At 63.6% G+C, this 19,715-nt stretch carries 17 protein-coding genes; 9 read left to right on the forward strand and 8 right to left on the reverse strand.

Annotated elements, in window-relative coordinates; translation table 11 throughout:
- Positions 1 to 75: 75 nt before the first annotated feature.
- The gene (locus tag CSQ93_RS14115) at positions 76 to 309 is read left to right on the forward strand and encodes a hypothetical protein (RefSeq protein ID WP_034784311.1); all 234 of its coding nucleotides are present in this window, start codon (positions 76 to 78) and stop codon (positions 307 to 309) included.
- Between the two features lie 4 nt (positions 310 to 313).
- Here the strand turns inward: CSQ93_RS14115 and CSQ93_RS14120 are convergent, their stop codons facing one another.
- Positions 314 to 1,318: a GlxA family transcriptional regulator gene (locus CSQ93_RS14120; RefSeq protein WP_099378572.1), complete on the reverse strand. Its 1,005-nt coding sequence runs from the start codon at positions 1,316 to 1,318 to the stop codon at positions 314 to 316.
- A gap of 115 nt (positions 1,319 to 1,433) precedes the next feature.
- On the opposite strand from CSQ93_RS14120, the gene CSQ93_RS14125 reads away from it, so the two are divergent.
- The 3 genes from CSQ93_RS14125 to CSQ93_RS14135 all read left to right on the forward strand — a co-directional run bounded on the left by CSQ93_RS14125 (position 1,434) and on the right by CSQ93_RS14135 (position 5,732).
- A complete protein-coding gene (locus tag CSQ93_RS14125; protein ID WP_158301229.1) occupies positions 1,434 to 4,385 on the forward strand; it encodes a polymer-forming cytoskeletal protein in 2,952 nt (983 codons plus the stop codon).
- A gap of 91 nt (positions 4,386 to 4,476) precedes the next feature.
- Positions 4,477 to 5,175 carry a dienelactone hydrolase family protein gene (locus CSQ93_RS14130; protein WP_099378574.1) on the forward strand — a complete coding sequence of 233 codons (699 nt, stop codon included), beginning with the start codon at positions 4,477 to 4,479 and terminating at the stop codon, positions 5,173 to 5,175.
- Between the two features lie 140 nt (positions 5,176 to 5,315).
- Positions 5,316 to 5,732: an SRPBCC family protein gene (locus CSQ93_RS14135; protein ID WP_099378575.1), complete on the forward strand. Its 417-nt coding sequence runs from the start codon at positions 5,316 to 5,318 to the stop codon at positions 5,730 to 5,732.
- Between the two features lie 39 nt (positions 5,733 to 5,771).
- Here the strand turns inward: CSQ93_RS14135 and CSQ93_RS14140 are convergent, their stop codons facing one another.
- Complete coding sequence (locus tag CSQ93_RS14140; protein ID WP_099378576.1) at positions 5,772 to 7,388, reverse strand: M28 family peptidase; 1,617 nt, start codon at positions 7,386 to 7,388, stop codon at positions 5,772 to 5,774.
- Positions 7,389 to 7,523: 135 nt separating this feature from the next.
- Between CSQ93_RS14140 and CSQ93_RS14145 the strand changes: the two genes are divergently transcribed.
- From CSQ93_RS14145 to CSQ93_RS14155, 3 genes are all read left to right on the forward strand, one after another.
- Positions 7,524 to 8,369 carry an alpha/beta fold hydrolase gene (locus CSQ93_RS14145; protein ID WP_099378636.1) on the forward strand — a complete coding sequence of 282 codons (846 nt, stop codon included), beginning with the start codon at positions 7,524 to 7,526 and terminating at the stop codon, positions 8,367 to 8,369.
- 272 nt (positions 8,370 to 8,641) lie between these two features.
- Positions 8,642 to 10,804: a DEAD/DEAH box helicase gene (locus CSQ93_RS14150; protein WP_099378637.1), complete on the forward strand. Its 2,163-nt coding sequence runs from the start codon at positions 8,642 to 8,644 to the stop codon at positions 10,802 to 10,804.
- A 437-nt stretch (positions 10,805 to 11,241) separates the two neighbouring features.
- Positions 11,242 to 12,897: a methyl-accepting chemotaxis protein gene (locus CSQ93_RS14155; RefSeq protein WP_099378577.1), complete on the forward strand. Its 1,656-nt coding sequence runs from the start codon at positions 11,242 to 11,244 to the stop codon at positions 12,895 to 12,897.
- Positions 12,898 to 12,931: 34 nt separating this feature from the next.
- Here the strand turns inward: CSQ93_RS14155 and bamE are convergent, their stop codons facing one another.
- The 5 genes from bamE to CSQ93_RS14180 are packed head-to-tail and all read right to left on the reverse strand — an operon-like array spanning position 12,932 to position 16,365.
- Positions 12,932 to 13,240, reverse strand: coding sequence for an outer membrane protein assembly factor BamE domain-containing protein (bamE, locus tag CSQ93_RS14160; protein ID WP_099378578.1), 309 nt, complete (start codon positions 13,238 to 13,240; stop codon positions 12,932 to 12,934).
- The gene (locus CSQ93_RS14165; protein WP_099378579.1) at positions 13,237 to 14,025 is read right to left on the reverse strand and encodes a hypothetical protein; all 789 of its coding nucleotides are present in this window, start codon (positions 14,023 to 14,025) and stop codon (positions 13,237 to 13,239) included. The genes bamE and CSQ93_RS14165 overlap by 4 nt, the downstream gene beginning before the upstream one ends.
- A gap of 49 nt (positions 14,026 to 14,074) precedes the next feature.
- Entirely contained in the window at positions 14,075 to 14,434 is a 360-nt protein-coding gene (locus CSQ93_RS14170) for a nucleotide pyrophosphohydrolase (RefSeq protein ID WP_099378580.1), read from the reverse strand.
- Positions 14,431 to 14,892, reverse strand: a complete 462-nt coding sequence (locus CSQ93_RS14175) for a GNAT family N-acetyltransferase (RefSeq protein ID WP_099378581.1) — start codon at positions 14,890 to 14,892, stop codon at positions 14,431 to 14,433. Before CSQ93_RS14175 ends, CSQ93_RS14170 begins: the two co-directional genes overlap by 4 nt.
- Positions 14,893 to 14,928: 36 nt before the next feature.
- Positions 14,929 to 16,365, reverse strand: coding sequence for a cytochrome P450 (locus tag CSQ93_RS14180; protein ID WP_099378638.1), 1,437 nt, complete (start codon positions 16,363 to 16,365; stop codon positions 14,929 to 14,931).
- 113 nt (positions 16,366 to 16,478) lie between these two features.
- Between CSQ93_RS14180 and CSQ93_RS14185 the strand changes: the two genes are divergently transcribed.
- On the forward strand, positions 16,479 to 17,336 hold the full coding sequence (locus tag CSQ93_RS14185; RefSeq protein ID WP_233516175.1) for a helix-turn-helix domain-containing protein: 858 nt from the start codon (positions 16,479 to 16,481) through the stop codon (positions 17,334 to 17,336).
- 9 nt (positions 17,337 to 17,345) lie between these two features.
- Here the strand turns inward: CSQ93_RS14185 and ilvB are convergent, their stop codons facing one another.
- A complete protein-coding gene (gene ilvB / locus CSQ93_RS14190) occupies positions 17,346 to 19,094 on the reverse strand; it encodes a biosynthetic-type acetolactate synthase large subunit (protein WP_099378582.1) in 1,749 nt (582 codons plus the stop codon).
- A 99-nt stretch (positions 19,095 to 19,193) separates the two neighbouring features.
- Here ilvB and CSQ93_RS14195 point away from each other — a divergent pair, with 99 nt between their 5' ends.
- Entirely contained in the window at positions 19,194 to 19,655 is a 462-nt protein-coding gene (locus tag CSQ93_RS14195; RefSeq protein WP_034784295.1) for an Lrp/AsnC family transcriptional regulator, read from the forward strand.
- Positions 19,656 to 19,715: the final 60 nt, after the last annotated feature.

The raw sequence follows: 19,715 nt of genomic DNA on the forward strand, positions 1-19,715 counted from the left end.
CAGGGCGGCAGGCTGTACTTCGCTGCCTGCCCCTGCTAGTGTGAAGATATCACCGCCTTGCTTTGGGAGCCGTTCATGTTTGCCACTGCCTACCTCGCCACCTTGCGCCGCATGCTGCCCGTCTTCCTCGGCGCTGCCCTGTCTTCCCTGCTGGCCTTGTGGTGGAGCAATGCCGCCAGCCTCGCCACGCCCGCCATCTGGCTGGCGCTGCTGGCCACGTATCTGCTGTGCGCACTCTTGTTTACACCGCTGGCCCGGCAGAGCCGCCAGCTGGCCACGCGCCACGTGCGTCACGGCAAGCCGCGCTGACGTCTTAGCGCGCCGTGCTGGAAAAGCGCTCGCGGTAATCGCGGGGCGTGATGGCAAGTTTCTTTTGAAACAGGCGGCGCAGCCTCTCCTCGGTATGCAAGCCCGCTTGCACGGCCACCTGTTTTAAGGAAGACACATTGTCTTCCAGCAAGCGGCGCGCTACTTCAAAGCGGGCCGTGTCGATGAATTCCGTGGGGCTGGTGCCCGTTTCGCGCTGGAACACGCGCGTAAAATTGCGCTCGCTCATGGCCAGCCTGGCCGCCAGCAGCGGCACAGTGAGCTCTTCGGCCAGGTGTTCCATGATCCAGCCCTGTAATTGGCGGATGGTGGGATGCGTCGTCATCTGGCTCGACAGGTGCACGGAAAACTGCGACTGGCCGCCGGGCCGCTTCAGATACACGACCAGGTCGCGCGCCACTTCCAGCGCGATATCGCGGCTGAAATCGTCTTCCACCAGGGCCAGCGCCAGGTCAATGCCGGCCGTCACGCCGGCCGACGTCCAGAATTTCCCTTCCCGCACGAAAATCGCATCGGCATTGACCTGTATCAATGGATAGCGCTGGCGCAGGCTGTCCACGGCGCTCCAGTGCGTGGCGGCGCTCTTGCCGTCGAGCACGCCGGCCTCGGCCAGGAAGAAGCAGCCTGTGCACAGGGCCGCCAGGGTGTCGATGCGCGGCGCCGCCTCGGCCACCCAGGCGGCGAGGGCGGGAATGTCTTGCAAGACTTGCTCGACGTGGTGGCAGCCGACGATGACGGCCAAGTCGGGCAGGCGGCTGGCATCGAGCGCCTTGCTGGCGTGCAGCGACATCAGGGTGTCCGACTCGACCGGGCCGATGGCTGTCGACACGATGCGCACGTCGTAGCCGCCGGGCAGATTGCGCAGGCGCAAATGGGTATTGGCGTAGTCAAACACTTTCATGGCGCCGATGGCTTCGAGTGCCTTGAAGCCGGGATAGACGATGATGTCGACGGTGCGCAGAGGGAATTCTTTGGGGCTTTGCTTGATCATGCGATATGCGTGAGGGGGATAAATACTGCCATAATGCAACAACAGCGATGGCGTAGGTTAGCATGAAATAATTGGCGCGCCCGCTGGCTCCCCACCCACCGGATTCCTCGATATCGTGCGCTTACTTCACATTTTTGCCGCCCTGACATTGCTGCTGGGCTCATCCCTTGCCCACGCGGCCACGCTCAACTTCAATGGCGGCACCGTCAGCAACTGCAGCCAGAGCCAGGATGGCTTGCAATACACGTGCGCCTCGCTGGCGCTGAGCTCCACCGACGTCATCGTCATCGGCAGCGCGTATGCCGTGACGGTCAACAGTTCGCTGGCGATGAGCTACAACCAGGGCTTGACGATGAGCGGCAATGCCACGCTGACGGTCAAGGGCAATCTCGATATCAAGGACATCAATCCGCCGAACCTGAAAGTTACGGGCGGCAACCTGACAGCGGAGGGCGGCACTTTCCTCATGGGTTCTCAGGAACAGACCATCACGGCAAATATTTCCGCCACGACCATCAAGATGGGCTCGAACAACGTCAAGGTGACGGGCAAGATCAGCGCCAAGGGCCCCGTGGAAATCGCCTCCGGTTCCGTCATCAACGGGCCGATCAGCGGCACCGTCGTCAATATCCTGCCCGCCAGTACCCGCATCCAGGGCGATATCACGGCCAGCGTATCGCTGACCATCGGTTCCGGCAGCCAGGTGACGGGCAACCTGAAATCGCCGACGATCGACCTGAAGGCGTCCGGCCTGCTCGTCACGGGGGACGTGGACGCCAGTAATTCCTTGTCGATCGCCTCAGGCAATGGCATCAAGGGCAATGTGGACGCCGGCCAGGTGACGCTCGACTCGTCCAACGCCTATATCACGGGCAACGCCAAGGTCGACCACATCACCCTGGGCTGGCAGGGCCGGGTGCAGCAAACCATCACCTGCAAGGCGTATACGCCATCGAACCCGTGCAGCTGCGTGACGAACAACAGCGGCTGGGCCTTCAATGAACCGATGGGGCCGAAATGCGGACCCGGTACGCCGAGCGGACTGCACCATTTCCAGATCGAGCACCCGCTGACGGCGCTCACTTGCCAGGTGCCCACGGTGACGGTGACAGCCTGCGCCGATGCCAGTTGCAGCGCGGTCTACAAAAATGGCGTGAATGTCACCGTCAGCCCGGGCGGCGAGCCGACGCAGATCGATACCAGCGGCATCAACCCCAATGTCACGGTGCGCCAGACTACGGTGGGCATCGCCACCCTCGGCCTGGTCAGCACGCCCGCCACGACGGGGGCGCTGGTGTGCAAGAGCGGCGGCAGCACGAGCAATTGCCAGATCAGCTTTCTCTCCAGCGGCTTCCAGGTGAGCGGCGCTCCGCGCTACGCGGAAGAGGCGGGCGCACTGGAAATCAGCGCCTTGCAGACCTCGTCCGGCAATAGGGACGTTTGCGTGCCCATGTTCGCCGGCCAGAGCAAGGATTTGAACCTGAGTTGCGCGTACAGCAATCCGAATGCGGGTACATTGCCTGCGCGCATCTTTGACAGCGCCAAAAATAACTATGTTGCCCTGGCGGCCAGTGACCAGAGCAGCTGCAGCGGGACGAGCACCAAGGTGAGGGTGACGTTCGGCGCCAATGGCGTGGCCAAGCCGAACATGCTGTATGCCGATGCGGGAGCGCTGCTCCTGACGGCCTCTTACAAGCCCGACAGCGGCAGCGACAAAGGTTTGGACATGAGCGGCAGCGGCACGGTCATCGTGGCGCCGCAGCAATTCCTGTTGACGAAGCTGGCGCCGACGCAGCGCGCTGGCCTGGCGGCAGCGCCCCTCGTGGCGGGGACGCCCATCACGTTATCGGCCGTCAACGCGCTCGGTGCCGTGACGAAAAACTTTGGCAACGAAAGTGGTGTCGCCGTGCAAAAAGTCGTGCTCGGCCGTAATCTGCTGGCGCCGGTCTACACAGGCGTAAGCAATCCAGAAGTCGGCGGCGATCTCGATTTCGTGAAAAAAGGGGGCGTCATCGCGGCGCCGCCGCTGGTCTGGCCCGAAGTGGGCAAGATCAATTTCACGGCCGCGCTGCAAGACGAAAACGGTTATCTGGGCAGCGGCCTGACGTCGCCGGGGACGAGCGATGCCGTGCTCTTCTATCCGCACCACTTTGTGACGGAACTGGTGGTCAAGAAAGTGGACCTCCCGGGGGGGGCGAAGACGGAGTTTCCTTTCCCATGCAGCGCGCCGTTCGTGTGTGCCGGCGACCGTGCCGTGTATTCGCGCCAGCCTTTCGATCTGACCATCCGCGCCCAGACCTCGGGTGGCGTGGACACCAAGAATTTTGACGCCAGGAATGACGTCATCAACAAAACGCAAGTGACGCTGGTCCCGTATGACGCGGCCACGGAGAAGAACAGCTATCCGCCCACGGCGCCATCGGGCAGCACGCTGACGGATGGGGCAAAAGCACCTGCGGCCGTGACGGGCGTACCCGTCACCAGTTTCAGCAATGGCGTTGCCACGCGCTCCATCGCCTACAGTTTCCCCGCCGCCTATGCCGTGCCCAAAGAGCCAAAGGCACTGGCATCGCCGACGGGGCTGCTGCTGCGCGCGACGTATGCCTATCCGGCAGCCGGGAGTGTGAGCTCGGCGCCGGCCGATGGCAAGGAAGCGCAACTGACCGTGCTCACGGGCCGCCTGATGGTGCCGCATGACTACGGTTCCGAGCGCTATCCCGTGCGTCTGGCGGTGCAGACGCAGTACTGGGATGGCAAGACCTGGGTTACCAGTCTGCTGGACAGCATCAGTGCGTTCGACAACACGCTGGTGGTGTTTGCCAATTGCAAGAAAACCCTGGTATGCAAGGACTTTTTATTACCCAATAACACTATTGTTACTTATACGGTCGACAAGGGCATCTTGCCGCCGAGCAAACGCCTGACCCTGGCGGCGCCCGGCGTCGGCAAGAGCGGCAGCGTCGATGTTTCCGTGCCCGGCATTGCGTACTTGCCCAGCACCGTGGGCACCGTCGTCTTTGGCGTCTTCAAGTCGGGTCCCGTGATTTACCTGCGCGAGATGTATTAGCCTGAACCAAGGACGGGGGCAGGCAGCGCGAAAAACCAGTAACATGCCTGGCTGTGGCATTTCCTCCCCCAACCTCAGACTGGAGTTTCCTATGAGCACAACTTCGCAGTGGATCGATATCGCCGGCCCGGACGGCAGCTTCCAGGCTTACCTGGCCGTGCCGCATGTGGGCAAGGGCCCCGCCATCATCCTGTTGCAGGAAATTTTCGGCGTCAACGAGCACATCCGCGCCGTGGCCGACCAGTACGCGGCCGATGGCTACGTGGTGCTGGTGCCCGACCTGTTCTGGCGCGCCGGCGCGCACATCGAGCTCGGCTATGACGCGGACGGCTGGAAGCGCGCCGTCGAGCTGATGCAGGCTACCGATAACGAACATGCCTTGATCGATATCAAGGCCACCGTCGCTGTCCTGCGCGCGCGCCCGGAAGTGACGGGCAAGCTGGCTTCCGTCGGCTACTGCTTCGGCGGCCGGCTGTCGTTCCAGACGGCCGCGGCTGGCCTGGTCGATGCCGCCATCGCCTATTACGGCGGCGGCATCCAGAACAAGCTGGACCTGGCTGACAACATCAAGGTGCCGCTGCTCATGCATTTCGGCGGCCAGGACAGCCATATTCCGCCGGAAGCCGTGCAAAAGATCGCCGAGCGTTTCGAAGACCGGCAAGACGTGGAAATCCATATCTACCCGGGCGCCGAGCACGGTTTTAATTGCACCCACCGCGACAGTTACCAGCAGCGCGCCGCCGCCCACGCGCATGGCAATTCCTTGATTTTCCTCGCGGAAAATCTGTAAGACTGCCTCGCCAGGCTGGCCAGTTGCCATGGTTTGCTCAGCAGCAAAGCCGCATGGGCGCTAAAATAGCGGCTGTGCCGGGCAACTCCGGCCGGCCGGGCGCGGCGCCCGGCAAACCTGGATGAGGAACCGAATTAAAGATGGCCCAAGTAATTGTTTCTGTAACATTGGCGGCAAGCGCCGAACGCGTGTGGGATTTTATCGGTGGCTTCCAGTCGCTGAATGAATGGTCGAGCTCCATCAAGACTAGCCTGTCCGAGCACGGCGGCCGCGTGCGCCGCCTGAAAACCACGGACGGCGCCATCATCGCCGAACGCCTGCAAAGCTACAGCGAGGCGGACAAGAGCTACACCTACACCATCGTCTCGGGCCCGATCCCCGTCAAGAACTACCGTTCTACCCTGCGCGTCACGGGCGAACCGGGTGGCGCTTCTTGCGTGGCGGAATGGTCGAGCGAATTCGACGCGGCCGAAGGCGTGGAAGAAGTCATGGTGGGCGCATTTCAACACCTGTATGAAACGGCGTTCGTCGACCTCAAACGCATCATGGCGATTTGAATGAAAAACACCGGCCAAGGCCGGTGTTTTTCATGGTGCCTAGCGTTTTACTTTGCCAAACGCCTCGCCCTTGTTCCAAGTAGGCAAGTTCTTGTCGTTCGCCACTTCGTAACCGAGGTTCAAGGTGAACTGCGCCTGCTGCACCATGCCGGACAAGTCCCACGACGGGTTGTACTCGTCGGTGACCTGGTGGTAGTCCTTTTTAAACGCCACCAGGCGTTCGCCCGACGCTTTCGGCTCCTGGACGAAGTCGAACGAGCCATCGCCGGAAAACACGGCCGAGCCCACGTTGAAGGCGGGCACGCCAGCCTTGGCGAAGGCAAAATGGTCGGCCCGGTAAAACGCGCCGGACAGGTCGGGGATGGTCGGCGCCAGTCGCAGGCCCATGCGCTTGGCCACCTTGGCGGCGCTCGCGTACAGGCTGCTGCGCTCGGCGCCGGCCACGCCGATGTCGTGCGTCTTGCCGACAAAATTCATGCTGTCGAGGTTCAGGTCGGCGGCCGTCTTGGCCAGTGGCCACAGGGGCTTGCGCGTATAGGCCGTGCTGCCCAGCATGCCCGTTTCTTCGCCGGCCGGCCACAGGAAGATCTGCGTGCGGCGTGCCGGTTGTTTCACGGCCACTTGCGCCATGGCCAGCAGGGCCGCCGCGCCCGAAGCGTTGTCGATGGCGCCGTTGTAGATATGGTCGCTTTGTCCGGCGCGTTGGCTGCCTTCGTCATCCTTGCCCAGGTGGTCCCAGTGGGCCGAGTAGATGACGGCTTCGTCCTTCAGCTTCGGGTCCGTGCCCGGCACGATGCCGGCCACGTTGAATTGCTCGATGCTGCGGATCTGGCTGTTCAATGCCACCTTGACCGTCGCGTTCAGGGCCACGGGGCGGAATGCGCGCGTTTCCGCTTGCGCGCGCAAGGCGTCCAGGTCCTGTCCGCCGGCCTGGAACAACGCGCGTGCCATGTCTTCCTGCAGCCAGCCTTCCATCGCATTGCCCGCGCCAGCCAGGTTGAAGCGCTCATGGCCGAAACCGTTGGCCGGCACTGACCACGGATACGACGCCGATGCCGTCGTGTGTATCAGCAGCACGCCAGCCGCGCCCTGGCGCAGCGCTTCCTCGTACTTGTAGACCCAGCGCCCGTACCAGGTCAGCGACTTGCCGGCAAAGCGGTTCGGTTCGGCGGTGGTCGGCTGCGGGTCGTTGACCATCATGATGACCAGCTTCCCCTTTAAGTCGGCACCCTTGAAATCGTCCCAGTTCTCTTCCGGGGCGCGGATGCCGTAGCCGGCAAACACGACGGGCGCGTCGAACGCCACTTTTTGCTGGCCATTCGCCGCGCCAAAGACGATGTCCTGGCCGAAGGCGGGAGACAAGGTCTTGCCGCCCGCGCTGAAGGTCACTGTGCTCGATGGCAAGGCCTTGCTGCCGACGATGGTCAGCGCCTGGCGATACGTGCCGTCCGGCAAGGGCTGCAAGCCGGCCACGGCCGCCTGTGTTTCCAGGTAGCGCACGGCCAGGTCGCCGCCGCGCTGGCCCGTGCCGCGTCCTTCCAGCAAATCGTCGGCCAGGAAGGACAGGTGGGCGCGCAGGGGCGCCTCGGCAACGAGCGGTTGGGCGAAGGTAGCCGTGCTGAACAGGCTGGCGGCGAGGACGATGGGAAAACGCATGACAACTCCAAAAGTGAATACGGGAAAGCAAAGCAGCGGCAATCTTACTCTACCGCAATGCCCTGGCGTAGCGCGCGGCGCGTGCAAGCCGATTGCGGCCACAATGGCCGCTGGTTCACCGACAAGGAGCGTTCCATGACACCCCCTGACTTGCAATCGAGCAATACCCTGCGTACCGCCGACGGCACATTGATCCACTACAAGGACTGGGGCAGCGGCCCGCCCGTCGTCTTCAGCCACGGCTGGCCCTTGTCGTCCGACGCGTGGGAAGACCAGATGTTTTATCTGGCCTCGCGCGGCTACCGCGTCATCGCGCACGACCGGCGCGGCCATGGCCGCTCCAGCCAGCCGTTCGGCGGCAACGATATGGATACCTATGCCGACGACCTGGCCGCGCTGATCGCCGCGCTGGACTTGACGGGTGCCACCCTCGTCGGCCACTCGACGGGCGGCGGCGAAGTGGCGCGCTACATCGGCCGCCATGGCACCGGGCGCCTGGCAGGCGCCGTTCTCGTGGGCGCCGTGCCGCCATTGATGCTGCAGACGCCGGACAATCCGCTGGGCTTGCCGTTGTCCGCGTTTGACGCCATCCGCGCCGGCGTGCAGGCTGACCGCAGCCAATTCTTCCGCGACCTGAGCGAGGCGTTCTATGGCTACAACCGGCCCGATGCGAAGCCCTCGCAGGGCGTGCGCGATGGTTTCTGGCGGCAAGGCATGCAGGCGGGCATGCCGGCGTCTTACCTGTGCATCAAGCAGTTTTCCGAGACGGATTTCACCGGCGACCTGGCCAAATTCGACGTGCCGACCCTGGTGATCCATGGCGACGATGACCAGATCGTGCCGATCGCCGCCTCGGCGCGGCGCACTGCCGAGCTCATCATCGGCAGCAAGCTGCTCGTGTATGCGGGCGCGCCGCACGGCCTGGCGACGACGCACAAGGATAGGCTGAACGAGGACTTGCTGGAGTTCTTGCGCACCTGAAACAGGGGCGGGCGCCATGGCGGCGAGGCGCCTGCCATTGCTGTTGCCACGCAGAACAGGCGCAGGCGGCATATTGTTGTGTATCGTTTAATGTTGGCAAAATCACGGGCCAATTGCGTGCGGATCGCCGATTTTTCTGCCTTTTTTACGTAGATATGGCGCAAAAAACGGCGTTCTGCGGCATGCAGCCACCCGGTAAGGTCCAGTAAAGAGTAAACTAGCAGATACACTCTTTCGCATTGGGCGATTCGAGCGAACTTGTGAGTGATTTCATGTCTGATACACCAATTTCCTTATTTTCCGACCTTAACCTGAGCGAGCCGCTGATTCGCGCGCTCAAGGATGTCGGTTACGAAACACCGTCGCCTATCCAGGCGGCCACGATTCCATTGTTGCTCGCTAACCGCGACGTGCTGGGCCAGGCGCAAACAGGCACGGGTAAGACCGCCGCCTTCGCCTTGCCGATCCTGTCGCGCATTGATCTGAAACAAAGCTCACCCCAAGCCCTGGTCCTGGCACCGACGCGCGAACTGGCCATCCAGGTCGCCGAAGCGTTCCAGGTGTACGCTGCCCACATCCCCGGCTTCCACGTGCTGCCGATCTACGGCGGCCAAAGCTACGGCCCGCAGCTGTCGGCCCTGCGCCGCGGCGTGCACGTCATCGTCGGCACCCCAGGCCGCGTCATCGATCACCTGGACAAGGGTTCGCTCGACCTGTCCAAGCTGAAAACCCTGGTGCTGGACGAAGCCGATGAAATGTTGCGCATGGGCTTTATCGACGATGTCGAACGTATCTTGAAAGAAACCCCGGAAGGCCATCAAACGGCCCTGTTCTCGGCCACCATGCCTTCCGTCATCAAGCGCATCGCCACCACTTACCTAGTGAACCCGGCCGAAGTGACGGTTGCCGCCAAGACGGGCACGGCCGACAACATCCGCCAGCGTTACTGGCTGGTATCGGGCATGCACAAGCTCGACGCGCTGACCCGCATCCTGGAAGCGGAAGCGTTTGACGGCATGATCATCTTCGCCCGCACCAAGCTGGGTACGGAAGAGCTGGCCGGCAAGCTGCAAGCCCGTGGCTTCTCGGCTGCCGCCATCAATGGCGACATCCAGCAAGCCCAGCGCGAGCGCACGATCCAGCAGTTGAAAGACGGCAAGATCGACATCCTCGTGGCAACCGACGTGGCCGCCCGCGGCCTGGACGTCGAGCGCATCAGCCACGTCGTCAACTACGACGTGCCGCACGATCCGGAAAGCTATACCCACCGTATCGGCCGCACGGGCCGCGCCGGCCGCAGCGGCGAAGCGATCCTGTTCATCACCCCGCGTGAAAAGAACTTGTTGAAAGCCATCGAACGTTCGACCCGTCAGCCGATCGGCATGCTGGAACTGCCAACGATCCAGGCCGTCAACGACGTGCGTATCGCCAAGTTCAAGGAACAAATCAGCGAAACCCTGGCCCTGGGCGAACTGGAGCAGTTCCAGTCGCTGATCGAGGATTTCGAACGCGAACAAAACATTCCCGCCATCGAAATTGCCGCCGCCCTGGCGAAGATGGCGCGTGGCAACACGCCGCTGCTGCTGGACAAGAACAAGGCGCGCGAGCAAGCCACGTGGCAAGACGACCGTCCTGTGCGCCAGGATCGTTTCGAACGCAATGACCGTCCGGAACGGGGCGACCGCTTCGACCGTAACGAGCGCAGCGACCGTGGCGAACGCCCGGCCTTCCCGAAAAAGGAACGCATCCAGCGTCCAGCCGACGCCGGCATGCAGACTTTCCGCATTGAGGTCGGTCATCAGCATGGCGTGAAACCAGGCAATATCGTGGGCGCCATCGCCAACGAAGCGGGCATCGATTCGAAAAACATCGGCCGCATCGAAATCTATGACGACTACAGCGTCCTGGACTTGCCGGACAGCATGCCGAAAGAATTGCTGGACCAGTTGAAAACCGTGTGGGTCGCGGGCCAGCAGCTGCGCATCAGCCGTGACGGCGATGCACCGGACCTGGCGCCGCCAGCCGCGCCGCGCAAGCCGTTTGCCGCCAAGTCCGCGCCAGCGTTCAAGGATGCGCCAGCGGATGCGGGCGATGCAGCAGCAGCGCCGCGCGCGCCGAAGAAGGAACGTCCACGCCCGGGCGTGACGGCGTACCGCATCGAAGTGGGCCGTGAGCACGCCGTAACGCCAAGCAATATCGTCGGCGCCATCGCCAACGAAGCGAACCTGGAAGCCAAGCATATCGGCCGTATCGATATCTTTGACAATTACAGCGTGCTGGACCTGCCGGAAGGCATGCCGCCGGAAATCCTCGACCACCTGAAATCGGTCGTCGTTTCTGGTCAGAAACTGCGCATCAGCCTGGACGATGGCACGACGGAGCGCAAGCCTGCGCCACCGCGTCCGAAGTCGCCACCGCGCAAAACGTTCAAGTAAGCCATCCCCACGGGCGCTCCAGCGCCTGTGTCGCGGATTGGAGACACATCCCCCACTGGCGCATTCGCGCCAGTTTTTATTTTCCCTCAAGAAATGTTCATGGTTGCCGCGTTATGGTTGGCGGCAGGATTCGTCATGTGCTGGCAATGGTCGCGGCTTCTTTACCTATTTTTGTCGGCGCAAACGCCATCTTTATTGCCTGGTGCAGCGATACATAATTTTTTATTAATTATTGTGTGTGCGCGCAATTTAAATTTTGCATTTCAATAAAATCAATCAAGTTGAATCAAAGTAAATTCTAAAACATAAATAAATTGGCTTTTATTAAATTGTTTGACTGGCGTCACTGTCGCCGGGGCGATATATCATGGGTGCTTGATGTGGTATATTGTTTTTATGTTTTTGTTATGCTAGTTGAAAAAAATAGAGGAGCGACGATGCGGGTCAATACGCCTATCACGCAAAATGAATACGTATTAAATGAAGGCATGACGATTGTTTCCACCACGGATTTACAGGGAAACATCAATTACGCCAATCAGTATTTCATTGAAGTCAGCGGTTTTTCAGAAATGGAACTGCTGGGTGCACCACAGAATATCCTGCGCCATCCCGATATGCCGGCCGAAGCGTTTGCCGACCTGTGGGACACGATCAAGACGGGCATGCCCTGGACCGGCATGGTCAAGAACCGCTGCAAGAATGGCGATTTTTATTGGGTGTTCGCCAATATCACGCCCGTCATCGAAAACGGCCGTCCGATCGGCTATATGTCCGTGCGCACCAAGCCCACGCGCGAGCAGATCAACGAAGCGGCAGCCCTGTATAAAAGTTTTAAGGATGGAAATACCGCCAAGCTGGCGATCCGCAATGGCCGCGTCGTGCGCCAGGGCTGGGCCGCCAAGCTGGCCGAGTGGCGCAAGCTGACTCTGTCGCAAGACCTGGCCCTGCATTGCATCGTCTTTGGCGTGGTGCTGGCCATCCTCGGCTGCGCCGTGTGGAATATCGACGGTGACACGAGCACGGCCACGCGCAGCTGGCTCAGCGGCGCTGCTGCTGCCGCCGTGGCGCTGCTGTTGTATTTCTGGGCCCATCTGCACAATTCCCTCGTCGCTCCGCTGGGCGACGCCGTCACGATGGCGCGCAAGATGGCCGGTGGCGACTTGACGGGCGTCATCGACAAGGTGCGCGACGATGACATGGGTCAATTGATGGCGGCCTTGCGCCAGACCAATATCAATCTGCACAGCATCATCGGCGATGTACGCGCCAACTTCGAGGATATCCGCATCACCACGGCGGAGATTGCCACGGGGAACATGGACCTGTCCAGCCGCACGGAATCGCAAGCGTCCAGCCTGGAGCAGACGGCGGCCAGCATGGAAGAACTGACGTCGACCGTGCAAAACAGCGCCGACCACGTGGCCACGGCCAATGATCTGGCGGCGCAGGCGTCCACTGTTGCGGCCAAGGGCGGCACCATCGTCAGTGAAGTGGTCACCACGATGGATGAGATCAGCAGCTCGTCGCGCAAGATTCTCGACATTATCGGCCTCATCGACGGCATCGCCTTCCAGACGAATATCCTCGCCTTGAACGCGGCCGTGGAAGCGGCGCGCGCGGGTGAGCATGGCCGCGGCTTTGCCGTCGTGGCCGGCGAAGTGCGCAGCCTGGCGCAGCGCTCGGCAACGGCCGCGAAAGAGGTGAAAAACCTGATCGACCATTCGATCGCCACCGTGAACGCGGGCAGCGTGCTGACCAGCAATGCGGGCGCCACCATGGCGGAGGTGATCGCCTCAGTCGCCCGCGTGACGGAAGTGATGGACGAGATTTCCTCGACCACGCGCGAACAGAACCAGGGCATCGGCCAAGTCAACCAGGCCGTCATCCACATGGATGGCATCACGCAGCAGAATGCGGCGCTGGTGGAGCAGGCGGCCGCGGCCGCCACCAACCTGGCGCAGCGCACCGACAGCGTGGCCCAGTCGATCGGCATCTTCAAATTGAAGGCGTCGCCCAAGCGCAAGGTTGCCGGCGTGGGCCGCAGCGTGGGTACGGGCGTGGCGTCGCGCGCCTTGCTGAAGGCACGCTAAGACCATCATCCCGCCAGCGCAACGCTGGCGGGAGCTACTTCTGTACCCGGTACACTTCCCCGCTGCGCACCTTCTTCACCACCCCATCCCCGCCAAACAGAATCACATATTCTCCCTGCGCGCCCGAGGCTGCCGGGTAGCTGTACATCCACATTTCATTGCCGCTGTCGAAACGGATGGCGGTGCTGTCGCCCAGCGCGGCGCGCACCTGTTCGCGCGTGCTGCTGCCCGGTTGCACCGTCTGTTCCAGCGTAGCGTAAGGCACGTTCTTGCTTGCCTGCAAGGCGCGCGTGCCGGAGCAGGCGGCCAGCAGCGCCAGCGCGAAGACACTGAGCCACTTCATGGCGCCACCTCGTCCATATAGCTAAATTCCAGCAGGGTATCGTCGGGCCAGCTCGCGTCCCACAAGGGCGCGTAATACGTGCGGTCAAGCAAGACCTGACAATCGCAGTAGGGCAGCGAGGCGGTCGTTTGCTCGCCGCCCGCGTACAGCATGTTGAACGGTAGCGAAACCCTGCGTTCGCCATGCACGAGGGTCACGCCGAACAGGGGGCGGTCCGTGAAGAACAGATAATTGCCGTCCGGCTCGGAACACACCTTGTCCGTGCTGTAGAGCATGCTGGACAGCCAGGCGATGATTTGCGGGTCGTTCGAGATCAGGCCCGAATCCATGCCGGCGCGGCATTCCAGGCGCAAATCGCCCAGGCGCCGCGTGCCGGGCGGCAAGCCGGGCGTGATCACTTGCGCGCGCCAGCTCATGGTGGTGGCCTTGCGGTTGGCGATCAGCACGGCGTCTTCGCGCGCCGCTTGCGCATGGCGCACGGGGGCAAAGCTGTTATCCTCGGCCAAGGGCAAGGGGATGCTGACCGTGTCGCCGGCGATGCGCAGCTGCACGCCCGTCATGTCCACGCCGGGCTGGCGTGGCAGCAAACGAAAGCGCAGCACCGCCTGCGGCGCCAACGCATGGTCGCGCTCGAAGCGGTCCACGCCCTGCAGCATCTTGCGGTAGGATTTGTCGACGGGGTCGCGCGTGGCGTCCACTTTCACCTGCGGCACGGGCGCGGTTTGCGCCAGCGCAACTGGGCCGTGGAGCAAGCCAACGAGCAGCAGGGAAACAGGAGTACGCATGGCTTGATGCTACGCCTTTTTGCGCGGCAGCCACGCACGGCTGGGGGCATCAGTATTCGCTGTATTTGCGCGCGTCGCCACGCACCTGCTGCGCCGGGTATTTCTGTGCGTTCAGTTCCATCTTTTCCAGGGCGGCCGCGTGCAGGTCGACGCCGCTCTTGTCGGCCAGGCGCACCAGATACATCAGCACGTCGGCCAGTTCGTGGCGGATGCCCGTGCGTTTGGCATCGTCGAGTTCTGCATCCGCGCCCGTGGGTAGCCATTGGTAGTGCTCCACCAGTTCCGCCACTTCCACGGACAGGGCCATCGCCAGGTTTTTCGGCGTGTGGAACTGATCCCAGTCGCGTTCGTCGGCAAAGGCGCGCAGGCGCGCACGGATATCAAACAGGCTGTCGGCAGGCGTGTTCATGCGGCCGCCTGCAGCGGTTTTTCCATGAATACACTGAACGGATCGTCTGGATAGTCGCCGTACGGTCCGCGCCGCTGGTAGCCGTGGCGTGCGTACAGGGCGATCGCTTCCGGCTGGTGGATGCCCGTCTCCAGGGTCAGCAAGCGGCAGCCGCGCGCCAGCGCCTGCTCTTCCAGCAAGGCCAGCAGGCGCTTGGCCAGGCCCAGGCCGCGGCTGTCCGGGTGCACGTACATGCGCTTGACCTCGCCGAATGCGGGCGTGACGACGATGGCGCCGCAGGCCCGCGCCGCGCCTGCCGCATCGCGGGCGACGGCGAACAGCAGGGTGTCAGGCGGCAAGGACGCCAGGTCCAGCGAGTAGACGCACTCGGCCGGATACAGGGTTTGTTGATATGCATCAAGCTCGGCGATCAGGGTTTGCACGTCGGCTTGCTGCGGCGATTCCAGGTGAATTTGCATGGGGGAAGCACGTTGACTGAGATTCCCCCCATGGTATCACTGCGGCCGCGCCAGGCGCATGCTCAGGCCGATGGGCGACATGACAAAACCCATCAGCTCCTGCGCCTCGCCGCCATCGGGCGTATCGACGCCGGCGATGTCGAAGCTGCCCAGCAGCATGGCCATGGCGATCTTGATTTCCAACAAGGCCAGGTAGCGGCCTGGGCATGTGCGCAGGCCGGCGCCGAAGGGCATGGCGGCGCGCTTGTTGTTCGCCTCGCCGCTTTCGGCCAGCCAGCGTTCGGGCTGGAACGCTTGCGCGTCGGGAAAGTGCGCATCGGACACCGTGTCGTGGCGCATCACGCACCATACGAGGGTGCCGGCCGGTACGGCGATATCGCCGATGACCGTGTCGCGCAGCGCCTCGACGGGCAGGAACGGCGCCACCGGTTTCAAGCGCATGGCTTCGCTGGCGCAGGCGCCCAGGTAGTCGAGGCTATCCATCTGCTCGATGGTGAAATGGGCCACGTCGGGCGCCAGGCGCCGCACTTCCTCGCGCGCCCGCGCCAGGGTGTGCGGATGGCGTTGCAGCAGGTAAATGATCCAGGACACCGTGTTGGCCGTCGTATCTTCACCGGCCAGCAGCATGGTCAGCACATTGCCGGCCACGTTGCGGTCGGTTACGCCGCTGCCTTCCAGGTCGGCGGCGGCGATCATCGCTTCGAGCAGGTTGGGCGGACGCTCGCGGCGCGCCGGGTCGCGCGCCATGCGCGTGCGCGCCTGCTGCACCAGGTCGGCCACGGCGGCGGAAAGGGCCGCCACGTCGCGGTCCAGCCGGCGGTCGACGGGCAGCTTGAGGTAGCGCCAGTACGGGAACATCGACAGGCTGCGCCGCGCCACGGCGGGCAGGATGTCGTCCATGTGGCGCTGGATCACGTCTTCGCCCGCTTCCAGCGTGTTGACCTCGGTGCCGAAGGCCAAGCCGGCGATGATGTCGACCGTGTAGCGTTTCAGGTCGCCATCGAGGTTGATCGCCTGGCCTTGCGTGGCGGCAAGATGCCAGCGCCGCTGCAGGCGCTGCGCCACCGTCACCAGCGCCGGGAAGTAGGCCTTGATGGCGCCGGGCGCCATGCCGGCCATGACCATGCGACGCTGGTTGCGCCATTCCGTGCCCTCGGCCAGGAACAGGCCGGGGATGCCACCCATTTCCTCGGACACGACGGAGCTGCTCAGGGGGCGGCGAAAACCGTCGGGCCGGTCGCGCAGCACGGCGCCGACGGCCTCGCTGTCGGCCACCACCAGCACCAGCGTGCGGCCGAACCAGGCGCGCAGGTAGGGGCCGTAGCGCCGCACCCACGCTTCCACGTCGCGGTGGATGCGCGGGAGCTTGATCTGCAGGCTGTTGCCGACGATGGGCAGGGCGAAGGGGCCAGGCAAGTGGCGGATCTGGCGCAGGGCGGTGGCGGGTGCGGCGGCGTGATCGAGCGGGGGCATGGCGTACTCCAGGTGGATGGCGACAATGACCTCACTGTAGCGCGCTTGCGCGCCCGCGTCTTGAACGAATACGACATCGGGTGCGGCCGGAAATTGCCGGTACAATCGTCGCCATGCCTGCCGCCCCACCGCCCCTGACCCGCCTGATCGCGCCGCGCACCGCGCTCGCTTCCTGCGTGCGCGCCTTCCTCGTGCGCGATACCACGGGCTGCGCGCCCTTGCCGCCGGTGCAGCGCCTGAACCGCTTTCCCGCCGCGCCCATGTGCAGCATCATCTGGACCGTCGCGGGCGACGTGGAAGCGGCTGCGCCGGGCCTGTCGTTGCGGGACGTGCGCATGCCGACCGCGCTGTTCGGCGGCCCCCGCTCGTATCCGTTGGTCAGCTACAATCCCGGCCCCGTGCATTCGTTTGTCGTGATGTTGTATCCGGCCGCCCTGCATGCCTTGACGCGCGTATCGATGGATGCCTTGCTGGACCAGTTTCGCCCGCTCGATGCGTTGTTCGATGCCGACTGGCTGGCCCTGTCGGACGCCGTGCTGGCCGCGCCCGACGACGCGGTCCGCGTCGGGCTGGTGGAAGATTTTCTCGCGCCGCGCTGGGCGCTGGCGCGCAAGGGCAGCGACGTGTCGGCCGGCGCCGTGCAGGACTGGGTGCGCCGCCTGGGCGTGCAGGCGGCATCGACGGGCCTGGCCAGCAGCGCGCGCAATATCGAGCGCCGCATCAAGGCCTGGGCCGGCCAGCCCATGCGCACCTTGCGCCGCATGCGCCGCGCGGAACAGCTGTTCCTCGACGAGCGCGGCGCCATCCTGCAGGGCACGGCGTCCTGGTCCGACGTCGCCGCCAGCGGCGGTTACGCCGACCAGGCCCATTTCTGCCGAGAGACGCGCGAAATCACGGGGCTAAGCCCCACCGAGCTGGCGCGCGCCATCCGCGACGATGAAAGTTACTGGATCTACCGGGTGTGGAGTTAAACGGGTTTTTTACTCGGTGTAAACGACGCCTTTGCGCAAGGTCACTTCATGGTGCCCCGCGCCGGGCGCCATCATGGGGAAGCAGTTTTCTGCGCCGTGCACGCGCACGTCGAGGAAGTACGGGCCGCTGGATGCCAGGCAGGCCGCCAGTGCCCCGTCGAGTTCGTCGCGCCGGCTCACCGTGTGCGCCTGCCAGCCGAAGGCGCGCGCCAGGGCGACGAAGTCGGGCAGCGCTTCCGTGTAGCTGTGGCTGTAGCGCTCGCCGTGGTGCAGTTCCTGCCACTGGCGCACCATGCCCATGTAGCCATTGTTCGACAACACCACTTTCACGGGCAGGCGGTGCTGCACGGCCGTGGCCAGTTCCTGGATATTCATCAAGATCGACGCGTCGCCGCTGACGCATACGACGCATTTTCCCGGATGGGCGATCTGCGCGCCGATAGCTGCCGGCAAGCCATAACCCATGGTGCCGGCGCCGCCCGAGGTGAGCCAGCGGCGCGGCTGTTCGAAGCGCAAATGCTGCGCCGCCCACATCTGGTGCTGGCCCACGTCGGTGGAGACGATGGCGTCCTTGCCGTCGAGCGCCGCCTGCAGCCGTCGCATCAGCGCCTGCGGCGCGATCACCTGCGGCGTGTCTTCGAAGGCCAGCGAATCCTGCGCGCGCCAGCCATCGATGCGCTGCCACCACGGCTGGCGGTCCGCCAGCAAGCGGCCGCGCAGCTGCTCCAGCAATGCCGCCAGCACGGGCGCGCAGTCGCCGCGCAGGGCCACGTCGGCGCGCACCACCTTGCCGATCGACGCCGGGTCGATATCGACGTGGATGATTTTCGCACCGGGGCAGAAGGCGTCCAGCCGGCCCGTCACCCGGTCGTCGAAGCGGGCGCCGACGCAGACGATCAGATCCGCATGGTGCATGGCCAGGTTTGCTTCCAGGGTGCCGTGCATGCCCAGCATGCCGAGGAAGGCCGGGTGCGCGGCGGGAAAGGCGCCCAGGCCCAGCAGGGTCAAGGTGCACGGCGCGGCCGCCAGTTTTACCAGTTGGCCGAAGGCGGCGCAGGCATCGAGGCCGGAATTGATGAGACCTCCGCCGCCATAGAACACGGGCTGGCGCGCGCCGGCGATCAGGCTGGCGGCCCGTTCCAGGTCGGTGCTGCAAGGCAGGGGTAGGGCGGTGGTGGTGTCGGGCGGCAGCGGCGTGTGTTCCGTCACGGGGGCCAGCTGCATATCCTTGGGGAAATCGATCAGCACGGGACCGGGCCGGCCTTGCGTGGCTTGCTTAAATGCTTCGTGCACCACGGCCGCCGTTTCCTCGGCCGTGCGGATTTGCCGGTTCCACTTGGTGACGGGGCGCGAAATACCCAGCGCATCGCATTCCTGGAAGGCGTTCGTGCCGATGCTGGTAGTGGCCACCTGGCCGCTGATGCAGATGACGGGTATCGAATCGCACAGGGCGTCGAGCAAGCCCGTGGTGGTATTGCTCATGCCGGGGCCGGACGTGACGAAGACGACGCCGGGCCGTCCCGTGCTGCGCGCATAGCCTTCGGCCGCGTGCACGGCTGCCTGTTCGTGGCGCACCAGCACGTGGCGCAAGCGGGGTTGCGCATGCAGCGCATCGTACAGGGGCAGCACGGCGCCGCCCGGATAGCCGAAGACGGTGTCGACGCCCAGGGCCAGCAGGGTGTCGATCAGGGTGCTGGCGCCGTTGCGCGGCGCAAGATCGTGGGCGGGAGCGAAGAGGGGAGCGGGATCGGGTTTCATGGCCTTATTTTCTGCCTGATGCGGCAGAAAAGGCTGCTGGTTTTCTCGTATAGAATGCTTTAATCAGCAAAATTTGCTGCAAATACTGGAAATAACAAAATGAAGCTGGATAAATTCGACCTCGCCATCCTGACGGCCCTGCAGCAGGATGCCCGCATCAGCCTGCACGAGCTGAGCGCCAAGGTGGGCCTGACCTCGTCGCCATGCTGGGCGCGCATCAAGCGCATGGAAGACGATGGCGTCATCGAGGGTTATACGGTGAACGTCAACGCGGCCAAGGTGGGCCTGGCCGACACCGTCATCGTGCAAGTCACGCTGGACGACCATTCCGACCAGGCCCTGTTCGAGTTCGGCCACGCGCTGGCCATGATCCCGGAAGTGCTGGAAGCGTTTCTTGTCTCCGGCGACTACGATTACTACCTGCGCATCGCCGTCAGCGATACGCGCGACTATGAACGGCTGCTGCGCGAGCGTTTATACAAAATTCCCGGCATCCGCCACAGCAAATCGAGCTTTGTCTTGCGCCAGCTCAAGCAGAGTTACTTGCCCTTGCAACGTTAGTTCCCCCGCACGGCGGGAGTTTTTCCCTAGTTCATTGATGGTGGCTGTCCGATACTGGAC

It is taken from the genome of Janthinobacterium sp. BJB426 (assembly GCF_002735705.1).
Taxonomy (GTDB): Bacteria; Pseudomonadota; Gammaproteobacteria; order Burkholderiales; family Burkholderiaceae_D; genus Janthinobacterium.